Below are 21,282 nucleotides of genomic sequence, written 5' to 3' on the forward strand. Positions count from 1 at the left end.
GGCTCGCACGCCGGCTTGCCCGAGGCCGACACGCGGACTCACTTGGTGATCAGTGCGCCCGTCAAACCCGCGCTGATCGCCGGCAGCAGCAGATTCAACACGCGGCTGGCCCGGACGAGCCCGGTATTGTCGACATAGACGATGTCCTTCGACGCGAGCGGGAACTGGTTCGCGAGCAGCATCGAAACCGGCGACTTCATGTCGAGTCGATAGACCACGGGATCGCTGTCGTCTGCCTTGCGCAGTACGAAGACCTGTTTGGCATTCGACGTCTGCTGGTTCAGTTGGCCTGCCTGTGCGAGTGCTTCGTTCAGCGTGAGCGAACCGTCACGTTGCGGCGGCACGGCCAGCGGTTTGTTCACCTCACCCATCACGTAGACGGGGTTGTCTTCGCGTGCACTCACGTGGAGCAGGTCGCCTGGCTGCAGCATGATGGCGGCGGGGTTTTTGCCCGTTTGCATCATCCGCGCGACATTCACCGGATACGTCGTTCCATTGCGCGTAATCGTTACACGACTTTGATCCGCGGTCGGTGCAAAGCCGCCGGCACGATTGACCGCTTCGACGAGGGTCATCGGAATGTCGTTGATCGCCTGCGAACCGGGTGCGCGCACTTCACCATCCACATACACCTGCTCCGCGCGGAACGACGCCACGCGAACGGTCACCTGTGGCTTCACGAATACCTTCCTGAGCTCGGCACTGACTTCCCGCTGAACCTGCGCCGCAGTTTTTCCTGCCACGTGGATCGGTCGCGTCATGTATGGAAACTGCACGTTACCGTCGCCATCGATCACGAAACCAGGCGCGGCGTCGGAGGACTTGGTGTTCGGCGTCGGCTGGCCGGCGGCGGTAGCGAATTCGGGGTGATCCCACACGGTGATCTGCAATACGTCGCCAGGACCGAGCTTGTAGCTGCTCGGCTTGCCGAGCAGATTGTCCGGAACGGGCAACGCGGAGTGGCTCTTCTGCTGCGCACGAATCAGCCCGATCAGCGTCAGGTCGATCTGCTTGACCGGAACCTTCATGTCGCTGGTCACGTCACCGTTCTCGTCAGTCGTGACCGGCAATGCAGGCGAGGATGCCATGTGCTGGCCCGGCGCAAAGGCACAGGCGGAAAGCAGGGCGGAAATCGCCAGGTAAAGGGCAGCGCGCATTCGGCGTCCTGTCGGGTTGTTCTGGTCCGGCACTGACGTGTCGAATCGTTGGTGGTTGCTCATGTCGTCATTCAGCATGGTTAAACGAGAAACATTGATGCGACGCACATGCGTGGATACTCGCCGTTTTCCGGGCCGCCGGCGACAGACATGGCGGGCGTTCATCCCCCTGCCCATATGCTGGCCGTCCCGATCAACCGACTGTCGGACGCCTCGACGTCATCGCATGCTGTCGGGTGAGCCGGCCGACCCGAGATTGATTCCCGCATGGATCATGTTGGATGAACCACGGAAAAAAGGATGTGCGTTAGTTCACCAAGCCGCGGATGGCAGGACATATTGGCCGCTCGAGATGCGTGGCTGACGTGGGCCAAAAACAGGGCCAAACCTTGTCGAGCGAATGAGTTCAGGGAGGCCGGGCACGTTGTGTCGAACCGCTCCTCGACGTCGTACGAGACGGGGTGGCAACCCGGAGGTTCGCTTACTCGGAGCTTCTTAATGTAAGGAATCGCACTCAGAAAACCACGCATTTATCGCATAGTGACCTGAACAGGAAAGGGCATTTGTTTCTGTTCGGGACTCGGCGGTGCGGTCGTGCATGCAGGCGGCCGGACGCAGACAAGTGCCTCGCATGATGTACCGAGAGAATGACCCGGATCGACTGGCGCGACATGCGTGATCAATAGCACGCACGGTGACAGGATGCCCGTCAGAATGGCAATTTGGGAGCGTATGCATGACATTGGATAGGCCTTCATCGAAGCAATCCCGAGACCGGCCGGGAAGTGTTTCTCGCAACGGGGTTGACTTCACGCTGGTCCAGTTGCTGGAAAACGTGTTCGATCACGGGCGTGTTTTCCTGGCCGTTTTCCTGGGATGTTTGCTGCTGGCGCTCGTGTATGCCATTGCGGCAACACCGGTGTACTCCGTGGATACGTTGATCCAGGTCCAGGAAAACAAGCACAGTGCGCTCGGTTCGCTATCCGAAATTTCGAACGCGCTGGATATCGAGAACTCGGCCGTAGTCGGCGAGATCGATATCGCGCGCTCGCGCGCGGTCGTCACCCAGGCCATTGACGCTACCGTCGCGCAGGTGGATGTGTCGGTCCGGAATACGATTCCGCTCGTTGGCGGTTTACTCGGTTCGATATTGCCGAAGGATCGCAATGGCCTCGTCGAGCCGTGGTTCAATACGCCGTTCTGGGCGTGGGGCGGCGAGAGGATCGAGTTCACCAAATTCGACGTTCCGGATGCGCAGCTCGGCAAGAAACTGGAGCTCGACTATCTCGACGGCAATCGCTTCCTGTTGAAGGACAGCAATGATCAAGAGGTGTTGACCGGGAAAGTCGGCCAACCGAGCGAAGCCAACGGATATCGGGTAGAGATATCGCGCATCGTGGCACGTGTCGGTACGGAATTCCGCGTGCGCCGTGTCGCCACGCCGGTGCGACTCGAGGCGGTCCTGAAAAAACTGAACGGCGCGGAAACGAAACGCCAGTCGGGCATCATGCAACTGAGTTTCGAGGACCCCGACCCGGTGTTTGCCGCGCGGCTGCTCAACGCCATTGCCGCCGCCTATCTGGATGCCAAGGCGAAGCGACGCTCGGAGGACGCCGAACACAGTCTGACGTTTCTCGACACGCAATTGCCGCTGGTGAAGAAGCGACTGGAGCAGGCTGAACATGCGTTGAACGAGTTTCGCAATGCGCAGGGGTCGATCGATGCGCAAGGTGATGTGCAACTGCTTATCGACCAGTTGGCCTTGGTCGAAAAGTCACGGCTCGAAGCCAAGCTCGAGTATCAGGATCTGGCGTCGAAGTATGTCGCCGGACAGCCTCAGCTCACCGCGGTAGCCAGCAAGCTGAAGACGCTCGATCAACAGTCGGCGGAATTGAAAAGCAGGGTTGCGCGCTTGCCGTCGCAGCAGCAGACCTATTTGCGTCTGTCACGCGACGTCGATGTCAATAATCAGCTCTATATCGGCTTGATGAACAACGCGCAGCAGCTGCAAATTGCCAAGGCGGGCACGGTCGGCAATGCGTCCGTCATCGACAAGGCCGATGTCAGCGACAAACCGGTTCAGCCGAAGCGCCTGCTCGTCATCGTGCTGGGTGCGGCAATCGGATTGATATTGGGCGTTGCTGCGGCACAAGGCTGCGCGCTGTTTTTCCAGCGCGTCCGGAATCCGGAGCAATTGGAGCAAGTGGCCGGCGTCCCGGTGCTGGGCATTCTCCCGGTCTCGCCCCATCAGGTCGAGGCCGACCTGAACGACCGGGCAGCGTTCATTGCTGCCAGGGAGTATCCGGATACGCCGCTGACCGAAGCGCTGGACAATCTGGCTCTGTTGCTGCGTTACGGGCCGAGTGCTGAGCAGGGGAAATCAAGGGTCGTTCTGATCACGTCGCCGGAGCCGGCGCAGGGCAGGTCGCTGATCTCCGCCAATCTCGCCTACCTCTTATCGGAAAGCGGTCTCAAAACCTTGCTTGTGCGCACCGATGCGGACGAATCGGGCGGAGATCGACACGTGGCGGTGAAGTACCAGAAAGGATTGTCGGATGTCGTGACCGGTTCGCTGGAACTCGGGAAGGCGATCGTCCACATCCGTGAAAATTTCGATGTGCTGCCTGCCGGAAAACGTGCCGAGCCGTGGCGACACCTGTTCGAAACGAAACGGCTCGAGCCGTTGATCACCGCATGGCGAAGCGAATACGACGTGGTCGTCGTGGATGCGCCGTCGGCGCGCCCGGCGGCGAACGTCGCGATGTTGTCGAGGCTCATGGACGTCACGTTGATGGTGGCGCGACAAGGTTCGGTCAGCTACGCCGGCGTGGTGGATGCGATCCGGAATTTGAATCGGGTCGGCGTGAAGGTAGACGGGCTGGTATTCAACGGCTTTCAGCCTTCACCGTTGCGGTGGAGCCATTACGCGAACGTCCGTCGACATACGAAAGCAGTCAAGTCGCGGATAGAGCCGGGCGACGTCGTACCCAATGCATTTCTGTTCAGGGCATGGGAGCGGGTAAGAAAGGGACTGCTGAGAAATGTTGCCTGATGTCGCTTGCACGAGTCGATTCACTGGTTCATGACGGAAACAAGCGATATGGCGGGATGTTTCAGCGCGCCCGTCACAAGCGCGATGCACGTTGGGGCACCGGCGCAGGTTCGCGCAAGGGCGCAATCATGCGGCGGCCGGCGCGTGCGCAGGCTCGACCGGGGTGCCACCGGTGGAACGAATTTCGGGTTGCAGCATGATAGATAAGACTACGCGAGCGATACCGGACACCGGCCCCATATCCGCAACCGGGGTGACGATATCGACGCTACTCGCGCTTGCATTTGTGATCAACGCGATGATGCCGGCGCTCGGAATGAAAGCGGAGAGCGCCACATGCACGTTGTTGTTGGCAACATCGGGGCTCGTCGTCCTGGTCAAGTATCGCCCGGTGTTTGCCGTGACGGTGCTCTATGTGCTCGCGATCGGGCTGACCGCATTTCTTGCCGGCGTGGGACTGGAGGACGGTGGATACCTGCGGGAAACCGATATCTCGGGTGAGGCGACCGGCGCTTTCAGCCGACTCCTTTCGTTCTATCTGATTTTTGTCGTCTGTGCGCTCGTTGCATTCGACCGGTTCCTGGATGAGCGCCCGTCGCACAAGTCGATCAGGGCACGGATTGCATTGCAACCTGTCAGTGTGGCGATGGGATTCGCACTTGCGGCCGCGATCATCGTGACCGGTGTGCTGGCGGGGTTGACGTCGGGATTCTCGCTGTTTACCGGCATCAACCGGTATGCGTTGCGCAACGACGCGTCGAACGGCGCGATGTTCAATCTGTTCCTGAACAATCAGACCTTCATGGGTTTTTTGCTGGGCACCATCGCCACCAGTTCCAATAAACGCATCCGGTGGTTGGCGATCGTCACGATGGCGGTCGATCTCGGGCTCAACGTGCTGCATGGGGAGCAGTTCATGGCGGTGCTGCATATCGGCCTGTGCTCGCTGGCGCCGTTCATCGCGATTCATGCGATGAACGGCAAACCGGTCGTGCGTTATCTGGGTATCGGTGCGGGACTGGCGTTGTTGCTCGGCACCGTTTCCATCATTTACGCCTACCGGGGGCAGGGGCTGGAAGTGGCCGATGTGATCTCGTCGCGCTTTCTGCTGCAGGGGCAGCCGTGGTACGTGGTGGACGGTGATGCGCGCATGTTCGCGGCGCCGGCGCTGGGTGGCGCGGCTGCTTTTTGGCGTTTCGTGAACTCTCTCGCTTCCTGGACGATGCCGACCTTTTTCGACGATTCCCAACCGAGTGGTTTGCGTGACTTGATGGTTTCGTATATGGAGCCTCAGCTCCTCAAGGCCTACATCTTCGACGACGTCACGTTCACGATGGGAAACATGGCGGTGCCGGTGTATTGGTTTGGTTATGCCGGGGGGGCGGCCTTCGTCGCGATGACCGGCGTCGTGTACGGCGCGCTGGCCGCGTTGCAGATCCTGGTCACGATGCGTGGCGGGGTTGTGATGTTGTGGCTGATGGCGAAGGTCTTTTCGTATGCGACCTTTGCCGTTCAGCAAGGCGATTACTGGATGATGTTCGGTTCGCGCACGGCTTTCTATGCGTTGGCCGCGCTGGCCTGGTGGTACGTGATCGACCGGAAGCATTCCGGCGCGAGCTGAGGCGGCATGCGCCTGGGTCGTCGCGCGAAACGAGGGCGATGTCGACGACCGGAACCGTTTCGGTCGATGCGTCGAGCGTGGATGTCGCGTCGCGAACGTAGGGGCGATGGATTCGACTTCGATCGCAGCGCCGGAAAGTCGTGACGAGACACCCCGGTTTTTACTATTTCAGCCATGTCCCACTCGAACGATTCGAAGCGATTTCATCATGTCGATGCCATGCGCGCGGTTGCGGTGATACTCGTCATATGGACGCACTATGCCGAGCGATTCGCTCCGCTGGCGGGCTCGCAATACATGCTCGATACGCTGCAGCGCTCCATGAACTTCGGGCGTGTTGGCGTGGTGGTGTTTTTCGCGATCAGCGGCATGCTGATTCCAAGCAGCCTGCACGGGGAGGTTGGTGCGGGAACGAAGCGGTTTCTCGTTCGAAGATTCTTCCGGCTATACCCGGCTTACTGGTTGGCGCTGCCTTTGGGATATTTTGTCCATTGGTATCTGTTCGATAAAAAGATGGATGTCGATGGAATCGTCGCGAACGTGACCATGATGCCCGCCGCATTCGGAGAGAGCCTGATATTGCCGCATGGTTGGACGCTGGAGACAGAACTGGTTTTTTACGGGCTGTGTCTGGTCCTGTTCTGGAGCGGCGTACTTCACCGGATGTTCTGTCTGTGCGTTGTCAGTATCGGATTGACAGGGCTGTTCGTGATGATCGTCGGATTGAAACTCGCTCCGGCCGGTATGCCCAGCGAATACAAGACCATGCCATATCATCTCGGCATCATGTTTTGGGGCGCGTGCTTTCGCCGGGCATACGACACGCCTCTCAAATTGCTGCGCGCGGGATGGCCGTGGCGTGGTGCTCCGGGCCGAATCGCGATCACTTACCGATCGGCGGCAGCCGGCCTGACGGCGGTGATGGCAAGTGTCGCGCTGATGGGGGCGCTCAGCGATTGGCGACATCACAACATGGAGCACTTTCCGACTTCGCTCGCTTACTTCATCGGCATCGTGATGTTCACCGCATTGGCGACGATTCTGAAGCTCCGCATTCGCCTGCTTTCATGGCTCGGCGAGATCAGTTACTCGATCTACTTGCTGCATAGCCTTCCGCTGTTTGCAATGTTCTGGTTGTGCCAGCGTTTCCACATTACTGGTTGGCCGCTCGGTCTCTACATGATCGTACCGATCCTGCCTTTGATACCGTTGTCTTGGGCCGGCTATCGGTTGTGCGAAGCACCGTTTGTGCAGTTTGCGCGTACGCTCACCGCGCGCCGGAGAAGCAATCTGTTTGCCTCCGGCGAGGCTGATGGCTGACGCTTGATTGGCGCAGATCGGCCCGCGGCAACAGGGCCGGTTGGAAAAGATCAAACGCGGATGGTTCGCGGGAGCGGGAAACGGCGCCCGATATCTTCCGGGGGATGCCGGAGTCGGCATGAAACGGATATCGGTTGGTCCCGGGCGATTGACGGGGAACACGCCCTGTAACGGATTTCACTAGCGTTTATTAAAACAAGGATAAGACCATGACACCTGTCCAGTTTGATGGATGCGTCGGCTGGCTTCACGAGGGCACCCGAACACACGGCATCGTCATTTGCGAGCCGCTCGGTCACGAAGCACTCTGGCTTCACAAACTCGTGCGTTCACTCGCCGAGCACCTTTCGGAGCGCGGCTTTCCGGTGCTGCGCTTTCATTACCCGGCAAGTGGCGATTCGCTCGGCGACGAAAGCGATCCCGGTCGCTTCGGCCAGATGCTCGGTAGCGTTCGATCCGCCGTACACGCGTTGCGAGAGCGCGTCGCGCTGGACCGTCTGACGCTCATCGGGGTGCGTGCCGGCGCGGCCGTGGCGCTTCTCGCCGCGGACGGCATCCCCGGGCTCACGCGTTTCGTCGCGCTTGCGCCCGTCGTGCGCGGTCGCGGCTACCTCCGCGAGCTCTCCGTCGTCGCGCAACATTGGCTCGACAATGCCCCGCCGACCGTGCGAGGCGCGGTTCGCGACGAGAAACCCCTGAACATACTCGGACACACGTACCCCGACGATCTGGTCGACGCGCTCCGGCGTATCGATCTGTTGCAGGCTGCCCGTCAATCGGGCACGTTACCGGCGCGCGCATTGCTTGTCGATGCACCGTACGGCGACAGTGCGATGCTATCGGACGCGTTGCAGGCACGTGGTGTCGCGGTCAGCGTTCATGCATGCGCGGACTGGGCGGCCGCAATGCGAGAGCCGCACTGGTCGCGGTGGCCGGCGGCATTGCTCGACACGATTGCGGGCTGGTTCGACGACGATCCCGAGCCGGCCGTCGACGCGCCCGCGCGATGCCTCGACCCCGGCGTGGTACTCACGGGAAAAGGGAGCGTCGAACGAATCGTTCGCGTGGGACCCCAGCAACTGGTCGGGGTGCTGTGCGAGCCGACCGACGACATCATGCGGGCCGCCGCGCCAACGCTCCTGATCACGAATACGGCGGCCAATTCGCGCGTCGCGGACGGACGTTTCGCCGTCCGGCTGGCCCGGTCGCTCGCCGCGCAGGGCATCTGCAGCCTGCGGATCGATGCGAGCGGAATCGGCGACAGCGGCACGCATGCGCGTGACGATCAATCGGACATCCCGTATTCGGATCAGGTGATCACCGACATGGTTTCGGCGGCAGAGTGGCTGAAAGAGGCCGGGCATCACAAGGTTGTCACATTCGGGATTTGCTCCGGCGCGTACACGTCGCTTCATGCCGCGTCGAGCGGGCAGCTTGCCGGTGCGATCGCGATCAATCTCCCGGTTTTCGTGTGGCCTCGCGGAGAGACGCTCGCGAACGTGATCAAGAATCAGACGAATTCGATGCGAGGCTATCTGGCATCGTTGCGCAGTATTGGAAAGTGGCGTCGCCTGCTGCGCAGTGGTCGTGATCTGCGTCCGGTTCTGCGCGGATTAACGCGCTTCGTCGCAGATTTCATGTGGGTGCCGGTCATGCGTGCCGCGGAACGGGTCGGGTGGTGCCCGGGCAAGGATACGCCGCGAGGATTGCTGCGCGACATGTCGGCGCGCGGCATTCGCACCCATCTGATTTACGGCACGTTCGATCCCGGTGTCGATACGCTGGTACGGCATTTTGGTCCCGCTTCGCGTGCGTTTGCCCGTTTGCCGAACATGTCGGTCGATCTGCGGGATGCCGTCGATCATTCATTGTACGGCACTGCCGCCGCGCAATATGTCATCGACCGGTGTACTGGGCTGCTTGCCGGTTGGCGGGCACCGGCGGAGCTGGCGGCAACGGAGAAGACGAAACGTGTGATGGCGTCGCATTCACGCAAGCGGCGCACCGAATCGACACTCTAGGTCGCAGCGGTACCGTTGCCGCCGGGCAGGTAGGGTGAACCGGTTCTGAGTGACCATGCGAACAGATTCGTCGTTTCCGGTACGTTATCGTAGCGACGTAGTGTTTCACAGGGCCACTCGCCAGACGCACGTAGCGCCGTGGCTCCGCTCAGGAATGCCGATGAAACGAACTTGCCACGACTGCCGGAAATTGCGTAAATTTTACTGTTTGCAAGCGGTCTGTGATATTGCGCAGATCGCGTCTCGACGCGAAGACGATGACGGGGCGTTGAACTTCGAGCCTGATGCACGTCGAGGCCCGGCGTGATGCGCGTGTTGGTCATCAACGACTTCGTTCGAAAGGGAGGCGCGGAGGAGGTATACCGAATGTCCGTCGACGTGCTGCGCGCACGCAATGACGTGTCGGTCGAAACCTTCGACGAGCATGCGCTGCCCGGGGACGAAAATATTCGGCGCGCCCGTGTGTGGTCGCGTGCGACTGCGCATGCGCTCGGCGCGCTGCTCGACCGGTTTCGGCCACAACGCATTCTCGTACACAATTATCACAATCGCCTGTCGAGCGCGATCCTGCCCGTGCTTGCCCGCTACAAGCGGCGCTCCGGGTGTAGCCTGTACATGACGGCGCACGACTACCATCTCGTGTTCTACAATCCGAGCCTGCAGATCTATTCCGGCGGGCAGACGAAGCCGTTGTCGCTCGACCAGCTGCACGGCGTCCGGCGCTTCGTCTCTGTCGCCAGTCCGCACGGCATTCTCCACGACGTCGTGAAGAAGTTGCATTGGCACACGGTCAATGCGCTTTTCGACCCGCTCGGCCTGTTCGACGAAATCCTGTGTCCAAGCCCGTTCATGCGCGACCTGATCGCGCGATTCGGGCGCACCCGCGCCACGCTGCTATCGAATCCGATCGACGCGGCATTGGTTCCCCGCGCACCGAAACCGGCGCAGCGCGCGCGTCTGGATCTGGCGTTCGTCGGTCGTATCGAAGAGGACAAGGGCCTGGCGCCGTTTCTCGCGCTGATGGCCGATTCCGCCGGTGAAGCGATTGCATCGCTTACCGTTTATGGCGAAGGATCGGAGCGCGCTCGTCTCGAGGAATGCCACGCCGGCCTCGTCAAGGACGGAAGGCTGCGCTTTGCCGGCCGTCTCGACCATGCCGCGCTGTTCGCCGAGCTGCCGACGCACGACGCGCTTGTGCTTCCGTCGATCTGGGTGGAAAACGCCCCCCTCGTGATAGTCGAGGCCGCGGTCCTGGGCCTGCCGGTACTGGTGAACGACATCGGAAGTTTGTCGACGTTTGGCGACGAGATCGGCAACAAGATCCTCTATCGCAACACCCCCGAAGCGTTCTCGCGGGCAATCGACGCGCTACGCGCCCACCTCGACGACGGCACACGTCGCTACGACTGGTCGCGTTACTCGGTCGATTGCTACGCGTCGTCTCTGTATGCTGCACTCGGCATCGACCAGCATGCACCGCGCGTGCATGCCTGTTGACAGGCGATGCACTGTCCATTTTCAGTCAAGAAAGCACGATGACCGCCGTTCGAAAAAACTTCGCCATGTTGTTTGCGTTGCAGATCTCGACGTACGTCGTGCCGCTCGTCACGCTGCCGCTCTTGACCCATGTGCTCGGCCCTCAACAGTACGGTCGGCTGTCGTTCGTGCTCGCGGTGACCACGTATTTCATCAATCTGGTGAATTACAGCTTCGACCTGACGGCAACGCCGCGTGTCGCGCTTGCGCGCGACAAGGTCGAGCGATCGAGCATTTTCTGGACGACCATCAGCGCGCAGTGGCTGATAACCGTCGCGGGCTTCGCAGTACTCGTTGCGATGACGTCATTGATTCCGTACTTCGAGGCCGAGCGCACGGCGCTGCTGCTCGAATTCGGGATGGCAATCGGCGCCGCGCTTACGCCAGGGTGGTACTTTCAGGGCATTCAGAAACTGAGCGTGTTCAGCATGACGGTGGTCGGATATCGCGCACTCAGCGTCGCCGCCTTCTTCCTCTGGGTTCGCACTCCGGACGATATCCTGTACGCGGTCGCCATCAACGCGGCCGTGCCATTGCTCTGCGGAGCTACCTTGCTTGCTTACCTGTTTTTTTGCCGTGAGATCGCGCGTGTCCGCGTGCGGTTCGCCGATATTACCGAAGCGTTGAAAGGCGGCACGCAGGTGTTCCTCGCGTCGACGTCGATCTCGTTCTACGCATCGACCAACACCGTCCTGCTGAGTATCGTTTCCGGTCATGTCGCCGCAGGCTATTTTGCCGCCGGCGACAAGCTGATCCGTGCCGCTGTCGGCATGCTGCAGCCGCTGAGGGCAACGACATACCCGCATATCACTTACCTGATGCATAACGCACGTGACGAAGCATTTGCGTTCCTGCGCAAGCTGATTGTCGTGCAGGGCGCGCTCGTGCTCGCAATGTCGGCAACGATCTACGAGTTCGCGCCGCTCGCCGTCCGGATCCTGTACGGAACCACGTTCGAGCCGACCGTCGCCGTACTGCGTTGTCTCGCCCTGGTACCGTTCATGGCATGCATGACCGATCTCTTTGGCGTTCAAACGATGCTGCCGCTGGGCATGAAGCGTGTCTTCAGCACCATTCTGATCTCGTCCGGCTTGCTGAACGTCACGATACTGCCGCCGCTTGCGTCGCTGTTTGCGGAGCGTGGGGCCGCCATTGCCGTCTTGATGGTCGAAACGACGGTGGCCGTCGTACTCATGTACGTGCTTTTCCGCGAACGGGTTGGCCTGATCAACATGCCGGCGAGATCGAGGTAACGCGGTTCGCGAGGCGACAGGTTGCGCTGCCGTCACGACGATTGCGAGGCAGGGCGACGGTGCGTGTCTTGATTGCGACGACCGCAGGCGCGAGCGCGGCGGGGTATGACGCGGCTCGCGGCCTCGGTCATGGCGACGGGCTTGTGTCGATCGCCTACAGCCTTTCGAATATTTCCGTCATCATTTTTGCGCTTTTGCTCCAGCAATATTTTTCCGCGTGATGGATTCCCTTCCGCTTGAGCTCGGCTCTGAGATCGTCGGAATCCAGCAGGCGCCGCAATTTTTCCGCAATGTCGTCCTGCGAATATGGATCGCAGTACAGCGTCGCATCGGAGCAGACCTCCGGTAGCGCCGCGGCTTTTCCGACGATCGTCGGACAGCCGTATCGCATCGCTTCAAGGGGCGGAATACCGAAACCTTCGTAAATTGACGGATACAGGAAGCAAACCGCATTTTGATACAGCGCCTTCAGTTGCTCGTCGCTGATGTAGCCGACGTACTTGATGTTCGGTTCTGCCGCCGCTACATGATCCTGGTTGCCGAACACGGTCGTGTTTCTCATCCCGACGATGACGAGATCGACCGACGGATCGTCGAGTTGCCGAAATGCCGCGATGAGCCGGCCGAAGTTCTTGGTGGGATTCATGCTGCTGACCGCGAGCACGAACCGGTTCGGCGTCAGCGAATGTGCGTCGAGCACGCTCGCGTCGGGCTCCAGCGAGTCGAGGTGATCCGCCCCGAGCGGAACGACGCTGATTTTCTCGGTGGAGATACCGCAGTGGTACGCGAGGCGATCCCGTGAAAAACGGGAATTGGTCAGCACGCAAGCGGAGGTTCTCGCCAGGATCCAGAACATGATCCGGTACCACATCCGAAACGACCGCGAAAAATGTGCAGGCGTGTCGAATACCGCCGCATCATGCATGTAGATGATCTGGTTGCGGATGAAAATGGACGCCGAATTGCCGAGATTGACGAGGCGCCCGGAGCGGGCGAAAAACGGCAGGACCAGTTGCTCCCAGACGACGCCTTTGTGAATGCCGACCTTGACGGTCCGCGCTCCATTCACCTCGACGCCAGGCTGGGGAGGCATAAGGAGGGTCACCGGGTCTTGCGGCTGAAACTTGATGAGCGCGGCGATCAGCTCGCGCGCCACTCGTTGCACTCCGGTCGTCTTCTGTGTCGTAAATCGACCGTTGTAAAGGAGCTGTTTCGGTTTTTTGAAAGCGGTCATGTCCATCATTGCATATCGAATTCAGAATCGGGCCTTGATGTGATCCAGGGCAACCGGTTCGAAACCGCGAGTACCGGCGTGAGACTCGACGGTATCCAGACCGTACAAGGCGTGCCACTGCCGGAAGACCGTGTTCATCGAAAACCTTTGAACCGCCCGCGTTCGGGCCGCGGCACCCATTTTTTCGCGAAGTTGCCGGTCGTCGCGCAGCTTGGTCAGATACGCGGCCATCTCGTCGACGCTTGACGCGACATATCCGGTCACGCCGTGAACCACCACATCGCGATTGCCGACGACGTCCGTCACCACGGCCGGGATGCCCGCAACCTGGGCCTCGATCAATGCGACCGGCATGCCTTCCCAGCGAGAGGTCTGGACATAGATGTCCAGTCCCGACGTGAGTGCCAGCGCGTGCGCGCGAGTCACCCAGCCGCTGCAGATGACGGCCTTGCCCTGGCGCGGATCCGGAATCTCGTTGGCGTCGCCGCCGATCCAGAGGAAGTCGACGTCGGCGCGCCGCAGTTTGGCGGCGAGTTCGACGAATGCATGATGGTTCTTCTGAAACGATGCCCGACCGCTCATTCCGATCACGGTTTTGCCATCGTCTCGTGTTCGGCGGGGCAGGATCTCGGCAACATCGACACCGTTTTCCACGAGGACGGCCGATTTGGCGCGGACCTTTTCCTTGATCTCGCCGAGTTCGCTGCCCGAGCAAGCGACAATGGTGCCGCCGATATGCGCGGCGATGCGTTCGAAGTTCAGATAGGCGCTTTGCCGCATGCGCGAAATGTCGAAGCGCAGGAACGAAAGCCCGTGAGGCGAATAGAGGACCCTGGCATCGGGGGCGGCAATCCTCGAAGCGAGACGCCCCAGCACACCGGCCTTCGACGAATGCAGATGAATCGCGGCCGGTCTGCAGTCGCGAAGAATCCTGACCAGCGCGCGTACGCTCAGCAGATCCTGCCGGATGCTGACCTCGCGAGTCATGTCGACGTGGATCAGCTTCACGTCAGGCCGAAACAGCGTCGAGAAATCGGCCGGTGTTTCCGGTCGAATCGAGTGCAGTACCGTTACGTCGATGCCGGCCGCCGCGGCATGGTTGGCAAGCTGGGTCAACATCGACAGCACGCCGCCACCGAACGCCTCGGCGATATGAACGATCTTTTTGGTGGTCATCTTTCGGCCTGTCGGTTCGATCGCGTTTTTCATCGCTCGCCGTGAAAGTGGTTGGACGGCGGATTGTCAAATTGCCGGACGGTTGCGCAGATGCAATGCCATGCCGATGAGATATGGATTCCTAATTTGTGAATCCATGAAGATCGAGAACATTGAATCCGTCGCGCCGGGGGCCAAAGGTGCGTGATCCACTGGCGCCGCAGGTGGCGTCGACGCAGGTTGAGATCGGGCCACAGCCACGCGAGATCACGCGACCGAAAGTACCTGCCGTGGCGTACATCCGGTGCTTGAGTCATTGTGCAGCGCATGCGCGACGCGCTGGGTGCGATGGCTTACCGACGGAGGGATTAGTCGATCGCGGCTGCTGTCTGACGACATTCGTCGAGCGATTTGTCGTGCGGGTATTCGCGCGATGTACGCGTAACGCTTCGTGGAATGGCGCCGCACCACGTCGAGCTGGTGCCGGATATCTTGGTGTGCTGACGCACCGAGGGCCGCCCGGATCGAATGGTCCAATGGAAGGCGCCGTTCCGTTCGTTTCAACGGAGTCGCCGGTCTGCGCGGCGCTCGACGGTTGGCCGGAATACAGCCGGTTGCCATCGCCGGGAGCGATCGATGTCCAGGCAGCCGGCATGAATCATGTCTACCGCGAAAGCGGTTGTTCGAGCGCGCGTGCCAGCGCCGTGCGCCAGATTGTTCGAGGGAACGGATTCACTATGCGTGCTTCACGATGCCTGTCTCGCGTATGCGCCGTGATCGCCGGCATGTTCATGGCTGGTGGGTTGTGGTGGCCTGGGTGCGCCGTGGCGGCGCCCGGCGTGTCCACAGCAGGTACACGGCATGAGGAGGTGCCGGATGCGTACGTTTATCCCGCTTCCGGCTCGGCCGATCAGGCGGATGAGTTGCAACGCGTGCTGGATGGCTTGCGTCCCGGGCAGCGACTGGTGTTCGCGCCTGGGCGGTATGTGGTCGGCCGTTCGTTGATCGTGCGGCGGCCGCATGTCGTGTTGTCGGGGTACGGCGCGACGCTGACGGCGACCAGGCCGGGTGACCAGACGATCGAGATGCGGGGCGACGGTACGACGCTGGTGGGATTCCGGCTCAAGGGCACCGGCACGACGCGTCTCGCGTCGCGGGAGTCGACCAAGGTCGAGGTCACGGGGCACGACGTGCAGGTGCTCGACAACGTCGTCGAAGGCGGTGCCAGCGCCGGCATTTTCGTGTTTGGCGGCACGGGCGTCGCGATCGTCGGAAACGAGGTACTGTCGACGCTTGCCGACGGCATTCACATGACGCATGGTGCGCGCGACGTGCTGGTTCAAGGCAATGTCGTGCGTGACACCGGTGACGACATGATTGCCGTGGTGAGCTACCGCGGCGACGGGGTGCTGAGCCGCAACGTGCTGATCACGCGTAACTCGCTCGAAGGCAACACGTGGGGGCGCGGAATTACGGTGGTCGGTGGCGCGGACGTGACGATCTCGAACAACATCGTACGCAACGTACAGGTGAGCGCGGGGATTCTCGTCGCACAGGAGGACAGCTTCCAAACCTACGGCGCGTCCGGTGTCCGGATTGAGAATAATGTGATTGCGAACATCCAGACGGCGACCGGCCGGACCGATCCCCGCCCGCTCACGCAGCAGGGCGCGATAGAGGTCAGCACGTGGTCCGGCGCGGTGACGCAAGTGGCCGTGGTCGGCAATCGCGTATCGCAAGCACGCTTCGACGGCATTCGCCTGTGGGGGAACGTGTCCGGGGTCCGGCTCGCAGACAATCAACTGTCGGGGATCGGCGGCATGCCGGTACGGGTTGGCCCGAAGCACGATTGCGTGGTCGACTCCCCGACATCCGGGCCGTGTGCGATGACGCTTCAATCCCGCTCGGTCGCGCCTGACGTAGTCGGTGCGGATACGTCGTTGCTCCCGCGCGTACGCGAACTCGTCGGGCAGCCTCGTTGATTCCCGGCGCCGCCGGTCGACGGCGGAACGCGCGTCGCGAACGACGTCGACCGCTATCGGGTTCGCATGCGACGCGGGCGGCGCGTCGTGTCCGCTATGTCTGTTGGGCCGGCAGTGCCTCGACCGTCCGCCCATACTGATCCTCGAAGCGAACGATATCGTCCTCGCCGAGATAGTTGCCCGACTGCACCTCGATGATTTCGAGCGGAATCCGGCCGGGATTCTCGAGTCGATGCACTTCGCCGACGGCGATGTACGTCGATTCGTTCTCGCCGAGCAGGAATGTTTCAGTGCCGCGCGTCACCTTCGCGGTGCCGCGCACGACGATCCAGTGCTCGGCGCGGTGATAGTGCATCTGCAACGACAGCCGCTTGCCGGGTTCGACCACGATCCGCTTCACCTGGAAGCGCTCGCCGAAATCGATCGAATCGTAGTGGCCCCACGGCCGCTGCACCTTGCGATGCTCGCTCGCCTGTGGTCGCTGGTCGGTCTTCAGGCGCGCGACGATGTTCTTCACACGCTGCACGTCGTGCTTGTTCGCGACCAGCACCGCGTCGGCCGTCTCGATCACGACGACGTCCTTCATCCCGACGCACGCGATGAGGCGGCCTTCCGAGCGCACGAGGCTGTCCTGCGTATCCTCGAACACGATCGGGCCGCGCGCGACGTTGCCGTCGTCGTCCTTCGGCATGATTTCCCAGATCGCGTCCCACGTGCCGACGTCCGACCAGCCGGCCGCGAGCGGCACCACGATGCCTTCGATGCCGAGTTCGCCATGCTCAGCGAGGCGCTCCATCACCGCATAGTCGATCGAATCCGATGGGCACGCGTCGAAGGCCGCCGCATCGATCCGGAAGAACGGATCGTCGGCGACACCCGCGCGCCACGCGGTCTCGCAGGCCGCGTGGATGTCCGGCGCGAGCGCGCCGATCGCCTTCAGCCAGATCGATGCGCGCGTGACGAAGATCCCGCTGTTCCACCAGTAGTCGCCCGATTGCAGGTAACGCTCGGCGAGCGTCGCGTCGGGTTTTTCGACGAAACGCCCGATCGCGTAGCCGCCCTGGCTGCCGTGGCGGCCGGAGCGCGGCTCGCCGACCTGGATGTAGCCGTAGCCCGTTTCCGCGCGACGCGGCAGCACGCCGAGCGTGACGATCGCGCCTTCCTGCGCGTAGCGCGCCGCGCGCGCGACCGCATCCTGGAACGCGCCGTCATCGACGATCACGTGGTCGGCCGGCATCACGGCGAGCACGGGATCGTCCGCGAGCGCGCTCGCGTCGAACGCGGCCAGCGTCAGCGCGGGCGCGGTGTTGCGCGCGGCAGGCTCCAGCAGAATGCGGGCGGGCGCCGAGCGACCGTGCACCTGCTCGGCGCTCATGAAGCGATGCTGTTCGCCGCATACCAGCAGCAGCGTATCGCCGAGCGACGCGTTCGCGATGCCGTTCAGGCGGCGCGCGGTTGCCGACAGCGGCGATTCGTTCGAGACCAGCTCGATCAGCTGCTTCGGATACTGTTCGCGCGACAGCGGCCACAGCCGCGTGCCGGAGCCGCCGGCGAGAATCACCGGCAGGATGCTCGGCAGATCGGGCTCGGGAACCGGATGAAGGGTGCGGGTCATCGGTTCGCTCCGGTATCGGCGGGTAGCCGGGTGTGAGCGCGGCCGTCGGCGCGCGAGTCGTCGCTGCGCGAGACCGAAACGGCCCGCGACAGCAGGTGACGCAGCGCGCCGGCGGCGCGGTCGGCCGACCGGACCAGGCCGACGAACGGCGCACCCTGTTCGAGATACGGGCCGTAAGCCTTGCGGAATCCGAACCGTTTGTAGAACGCCTGACGCGGCGCAGGGACGTGCGTGCGCACCGCGGTGTCCGGCCATGCGGCCTGCGCGGCGGTGAGCGCGCGCCCGATCAGCCGCTCGAGCGTGTCGTCGTCGCGGCAGCTTTCGCTCGTCAGCACCTTGTCGATCACGACGTCAGGATCGATGTCGTCGCCTGGCAGGATGCGCGCGTACGCGGCGACTTCCGTCGTGTCGCCGTCGTGCACGCTCGCGAAGACGTGCAGCGCGCCCGCGTCCTTGCCGTCGATGTCGAGATGCGTGTGGGCATCCTCGACCACCAGCACGGCGTTGCGCGCGCGCAGGATTGCATAGAGATCGACGGCGCTCAGATGTTCGAATTCACAACAATGCCATTCCATGATGCTGTCCTCGCGTGATGCCTTCGGCACGTCGCGCCGCACGGACGCGATCGTTCCGTGCGGCGCGGCGATCTTCATCATCCGGAAGCACGGTCCGGCGGTCTGTTCGAAAGCCTACTCACGCTCCGGATTCGCACGCCGGGCGCGGGATGCGAGGCGATGTTCGCGACGCGCGAGCGTCGCAATGTGCGGTAGCACACACCGTCGGGGCCGGTGCCTTTTCATAATTGATTCATCGTGGCGGCGTGCAGCGAAGCGCGGCCGGAGGACATCGCGCACAAACCGGGCGCGGGGCGCGGGACCGAGGATTGCGAGTTCACGATGGGCCGCTCGCGCATGACGGCGACGGGCACCGGCTCGTCGTCGATTGCTTCGCGCAGGCCGGTTCATGAGGCCTCGCGGCATTTCATTGGAATCGTGCGCACCTGCGCGGTGCACACGTCCGGCCGGCGGTATGCTGCCGCTTGCGCGCATGTATGGCTGTCGCGATCTGCGGTGCGTCTGCTTCCGTTCGAACCGCGCGGGTCATCCGGTCCGGCGAGAAAGGATGGCCATCATGCTGCACCGCACGACGCGCGTGCCGGCGCGCGGCATTCACGCCGGCCGGCGGGAATTCGCCGAAAAGCGCCGGCGCGGGGTGACGCCGCTGATTACGACGTGTAACGGCCGGACGGTCCGTACGCGGCCGCAAGGCGGGATGGCTACCCGGCGGTGCGCGCGATTATGCGATCCGGGAAGCACGGTACCGCGGTTTTGGGGAGATTTCGATGGAAATCGCGCGCAATCGACGGAATCAATCTTGCAGAAAAGTAGTATTTGCCACTGATTGACGGGAATGGTCAGAGATAATCAAATCTCAGTGGTCAAACGCGCGGAGCGCGCGGCCACGGGCAGCGTAACCGACTGATTCAGGTTTATCTTTTGGTAACAAGGTCATCTCGAAACGGGGTGTAAATTCAGGTGCGGATGAAATGGGGCGGTCAATCCGGCGCGGTTTTGGCGGCCCTCCGGTTCAGCATCGGGCGCGACTGTCGTGTACGACGCGACGCACATGCGGACGGAATTTCCGTTTGCCGACGTGCCCCGCCTGACGGCGGGTCGCTTCAAAGCCGGAATGTTGTGGCTCCCGCAGCCGCGCATTCCGTTCGAGTTCGATGACAACGAGGCCGGATGACATCCGGCTCGACCTCCGGGGGTTCTCGCCGTGTGCAGTTTCGATCTTCGCCAAAGCTGCGGAAACGCAGCGCGGAAAGGCGGCCATGCGCCGCCGGCCGCAGCGCACGCGAACGGTTCGCGGAGTGCAGAAAGTGATGGTTCGTTATGAATATGCCAATAACGCGCGATAAGAGCGCCGGCGCGGGGAGCGGTAACGGGCAGCGTCCGCTGATTTACTGGACGCAATCGCCGTCCGTGATGCTGCGAAAGGAATTGTCGCGCCGCGACTGGAAAGTGTCGGTCGTCGCCCATGCGAGCGAGCTGCGCGACACGTCCGGCGAAATTACGTGCGGCATTCTCGATCTGAGCGGCGGCCACGCCGATGCGATCGGCAGCATCGCGTCGACCTGCGCGTCGATGCGCGACGTCGTCTGGGTGGCGCTCGTGGATGTCGGCCAGACCGCGTCGCCGAACGTGCGGGCGCTGTTGCGCGACTACTGTTTCGATTACGTGACATTGCCGGCGTCGCATCAGCGGATCGCCGATACGGTCGGCCATGCCTACGGCATGGAATGCCTGTTCGCGCGCGATCGCGAACAGCTCGAATCGGAGGAAAAGGGCATCGTGGGCACCTGCAGCGCGATGCTGCGGCTGTTCGATACGGTGCGGCGTTTCGCGCGCACCGACGCACCGGTGTTCGTGTTCGGCGAAACGGGAACCGGCAAGGAACTCACGGCGCTGGCGATTCACCGCCATTCGGAGCGACGCAACGGCCCGTTCGTCGCGGTCAACTGCGGTGCGATTCCGCCGCACCTGCTGCAATCGGAACTGTTCGGCTACGAGCGTGGCGCGTTTACCGGCGCGAACGCGCGCAAGATCGGCTACGTCGAAGCCGCGAACGGCGGCACGCTGCTGCTCGACGAGATCGGCGACCTGCCGCACGAAAGCCAGGCGAGCCTGCTGCGGTTTCTGCAGGAGCGTTCGATTCACCGTCTTGGCGGCAGCGACCCGGTGCCGGTCGACGTCCGGATCGTGTCGGCGACGCACGTCGACCTGCGCGATGCGATGGAGGAAGGGCGTTTTCGCGCCGACCTGTTCCACCGTCTGTGCGTGATGCGCATCGACCAGCCGCCGCTGCGGGCACGCGGCAAGGATATCGAACTGCTCGCGCACCACATGCTCGAACGCTTTCGCGGCGATGCGCGCCATCGCGTGCGCGGGTTTTCGACGGATGCGATCACGGCGCTCTACAAGCACGACTGGCCGGGCAATGTCCGCGAGCTGATCAACCGCGTGCGCCGGGCGGTCGTGATGACGGAAGGGCGCCTGATCACCGCGCAGGATCTCGAGCTCGAATACTGTCTCGACGCGGCGTCGCCGTCGGTGGCCGACATCCGCAAGTCGATCGAGCGCGAGGCGATCGAAACCGCGTTGCTGCGCACGCGTGGGCGCGTCGCCGCTTCGGCGCGCGAACTCGGCGTGTCGCGCGCGACGCTGTATCGCTGGATGGAGGCGTACGGTATCGAGCGACCGCGCGGCACCGGCTCGTCCGACTGAGGCGCGGCACTGACACGGAGCGGCACGACGCTCGCGGCGGCCGCGAGCG

General features: G+C 62.4%; 13 protein-coding genes. 8 read left to right on the forward strand and 5 right to left on the reverse strand.

What is annotated here, in order from left to right:
* Positions 1-38: 38 nt before the first annotated feature.
* Positions 39-1,220: a polysaccharide biosynthesis/export family protein gene (locus MMB92_RS00735; RefSeq protein WP_012493286.1), complete on the reverse strand. Its 1,182-nt coding sequence runs from the start codon at positions 1,218-1,220 to the stop codon at positions 39-41.
* A 673-nt stretch (positions 1,221-1,893) separates the two neighbouring features.
* Between MMB92_RS00735 and MMB92_RS00740 the strand changes: the two genes are divergently transcribed.
* The 6 genes from MMB92_RS00740 to MMB92_RS00765 all read left to right on the forward strand — a co-directional run bounded on the left by MMB92_RS00740 (position 1,894) and on the right by MMB92_RS00765 (position 11,960).
* Positions 1,894-4,209, forward strand: coding sequence for a GNVR domain-containing protein (locus tag MMB92_RS00740; RefSeq protein WP_109342423.1), 2,316 nt, complete (start codon positions 1,894-1,896; stop codon positions 4,207-4,209).
* Between the two features lie 196 nt (positions 4,210-4,405).
* Positions 4,406-5,830 carry a DUF6418 domain-containing protein gene (locus tag MMB92_RS00745; RefSeq protein WP_012493288.1) on the forward strand — a complete coding sequence of 475 codons (1,425 nt, stop codon included), beginning with the start codon at positions 4,406-4,408 and terminating at the stop codon, positions 5,828-5,830.
* Between the two features lie 174 nt (positions 5,831-6,004).
* Entirely contained in the window at positions 6,005-7,150 is a 1,146-nt protein-coding gene (locus MMB92_RS00750; RefSeq protein WP_109342424.1) for an acyltransferase, read from the forward strand.
* 209 nt (positions 7,151-7,359) lie between these two features.
* Complete coding sequence (locus tag MMB92_RS00755; RefSeq protein WP_212111053.1) at positions 7,360-9,171, forward strand: alpha/beta hydrolase; 1,812 nt, start codon at positions 7,360-7,362, stop codon at positions 9,169-9,171.
* Positions 9,172-9,477: 306 nt separating this feature from the next.
* On the forward strand, positions 9,478-10,668 hold the full coding sequence (locus MMB92_RS00760; protein WP_034202429.1) for a glycosyltransferase family 4 protein: 1,191 nt from the start codon (positions 9,478-9,480) through the stop codon (positions 10,666-10,668).
* A 38-nt stretch (positions 10,669-10,706) separates the two neighbouring features.
* A complete protein-coding gene (locus MMB92_RS00765) occupies positions 10,707-11,960 on the forward strand; it encodes an oligosaccharide flippase family protein (protein WP_212111055.1) in 1,254 nt (417 codons plus the stop codon).
* Between the two features lie 154 nt (positions 11,961-12,114).
* On the opposite strand, the gene MMB92_RS00770 is transcribed toward MMB92_RS00765, so the two are convergent.
* On the reverse strand, positions 12,115-13,194 hold the full coding sequence (locus tag MMB92_RS00770; protein WP_006490756.1) for a glycosyltransferase family 1 protein: 1,080 nt from the start codon (positions 13,192-13,194) through the stop codon (positions 12,115-12,117).
* A 21-nt stretch (positions 13,195-13,215) separates the two neighbouring features.
* Positions 13,216-14,370 carry a glycosyltransferase gene (locus MMB92_RS00775; protein ID WP_034202427.1) on the reverse strand — a complete coding sequence of 385 codons (1,155 nt, stop codon included), beginning with the start codon at positions 14,368-14,370 and terminating at the stop codon, positions 13,216-13,218.
* A gap of 716 nt (positions 14,371-15,086) precedes the next feature.
* Between MMB92_RS00775 and MMB92_RS00780 the strand changes: the two genes are divergently transcribed.
* Positions 15,087-16,331: a right-handed parallel beta-helix repeat-containing protein gene (locus tag MMB92_RS00780; protein ID WP_058903592.1), complete on the forward strand. Its 1,245-nt coding sequence runs from the start codon at positions 15,087-15,089 to the stop codon at positions 16,329-16,331.
* 94 nt (positions 16,332-16,425) lie between these two features.
* On the opposite strand, the gene MMB92_RS00785 is transcribed toward MMB92_RS00780, so the two are convergent.
* Positions 16,426-17,946, reverse strand: coding sequence for a mannose-1-phosphate guanylyltransferase/mannose-6-phosphate isomerase (locus tag MMB92_RS00785; RefSeq protein ID WP_212111057.1), 1,521 nt, complete (start codon positions 17,944-17,946; stop codon positions 16,426-16,428).
* Positions 17,943-18,521, reverse strand: coding sequence for a drug:proton antiporter (locus MMB92_RS00790; protein WP_043204796.1), 579 nt, complete (start codon positions 18,519-18,521; stop codon positions 17,943-17,945). The genes MMB92_RS00785 and MMB92_RS00790 overlap by 4 nt, the downstream gene beginning before the upstream one ends.
* A gap of 1,320 nt (positions 18,522-19,841) precedes the next feature.
* Between MMB92_RS00790 and MMB92_RS00795 the strand changes: the two genes are divergently transcribed.
* Entirely contained in the window at positions 19,842-21,233 is a 1,392-nt protein-coding gene (locus tag MMB92_RS00795; RefSeq protein ID WP_012493293.1) for a sigma-54 dependent transcriptional regulator, read from the forward strand.
* The last annotated feature ends 49 nt before the right edge of the window (positions 21,234-21,282 follow it).

The sequence above is a fragment of the Burkholderia sp. IO2 genome, assembly GCF_029522185.1.
GTDB classification, from domain to species: Bacteria; Pseudomonadota; Gammaproteobacteria; order Burkholderiales; family Burkholderiaceae; genus Burkholderia; species Burkholderia cenocepacia.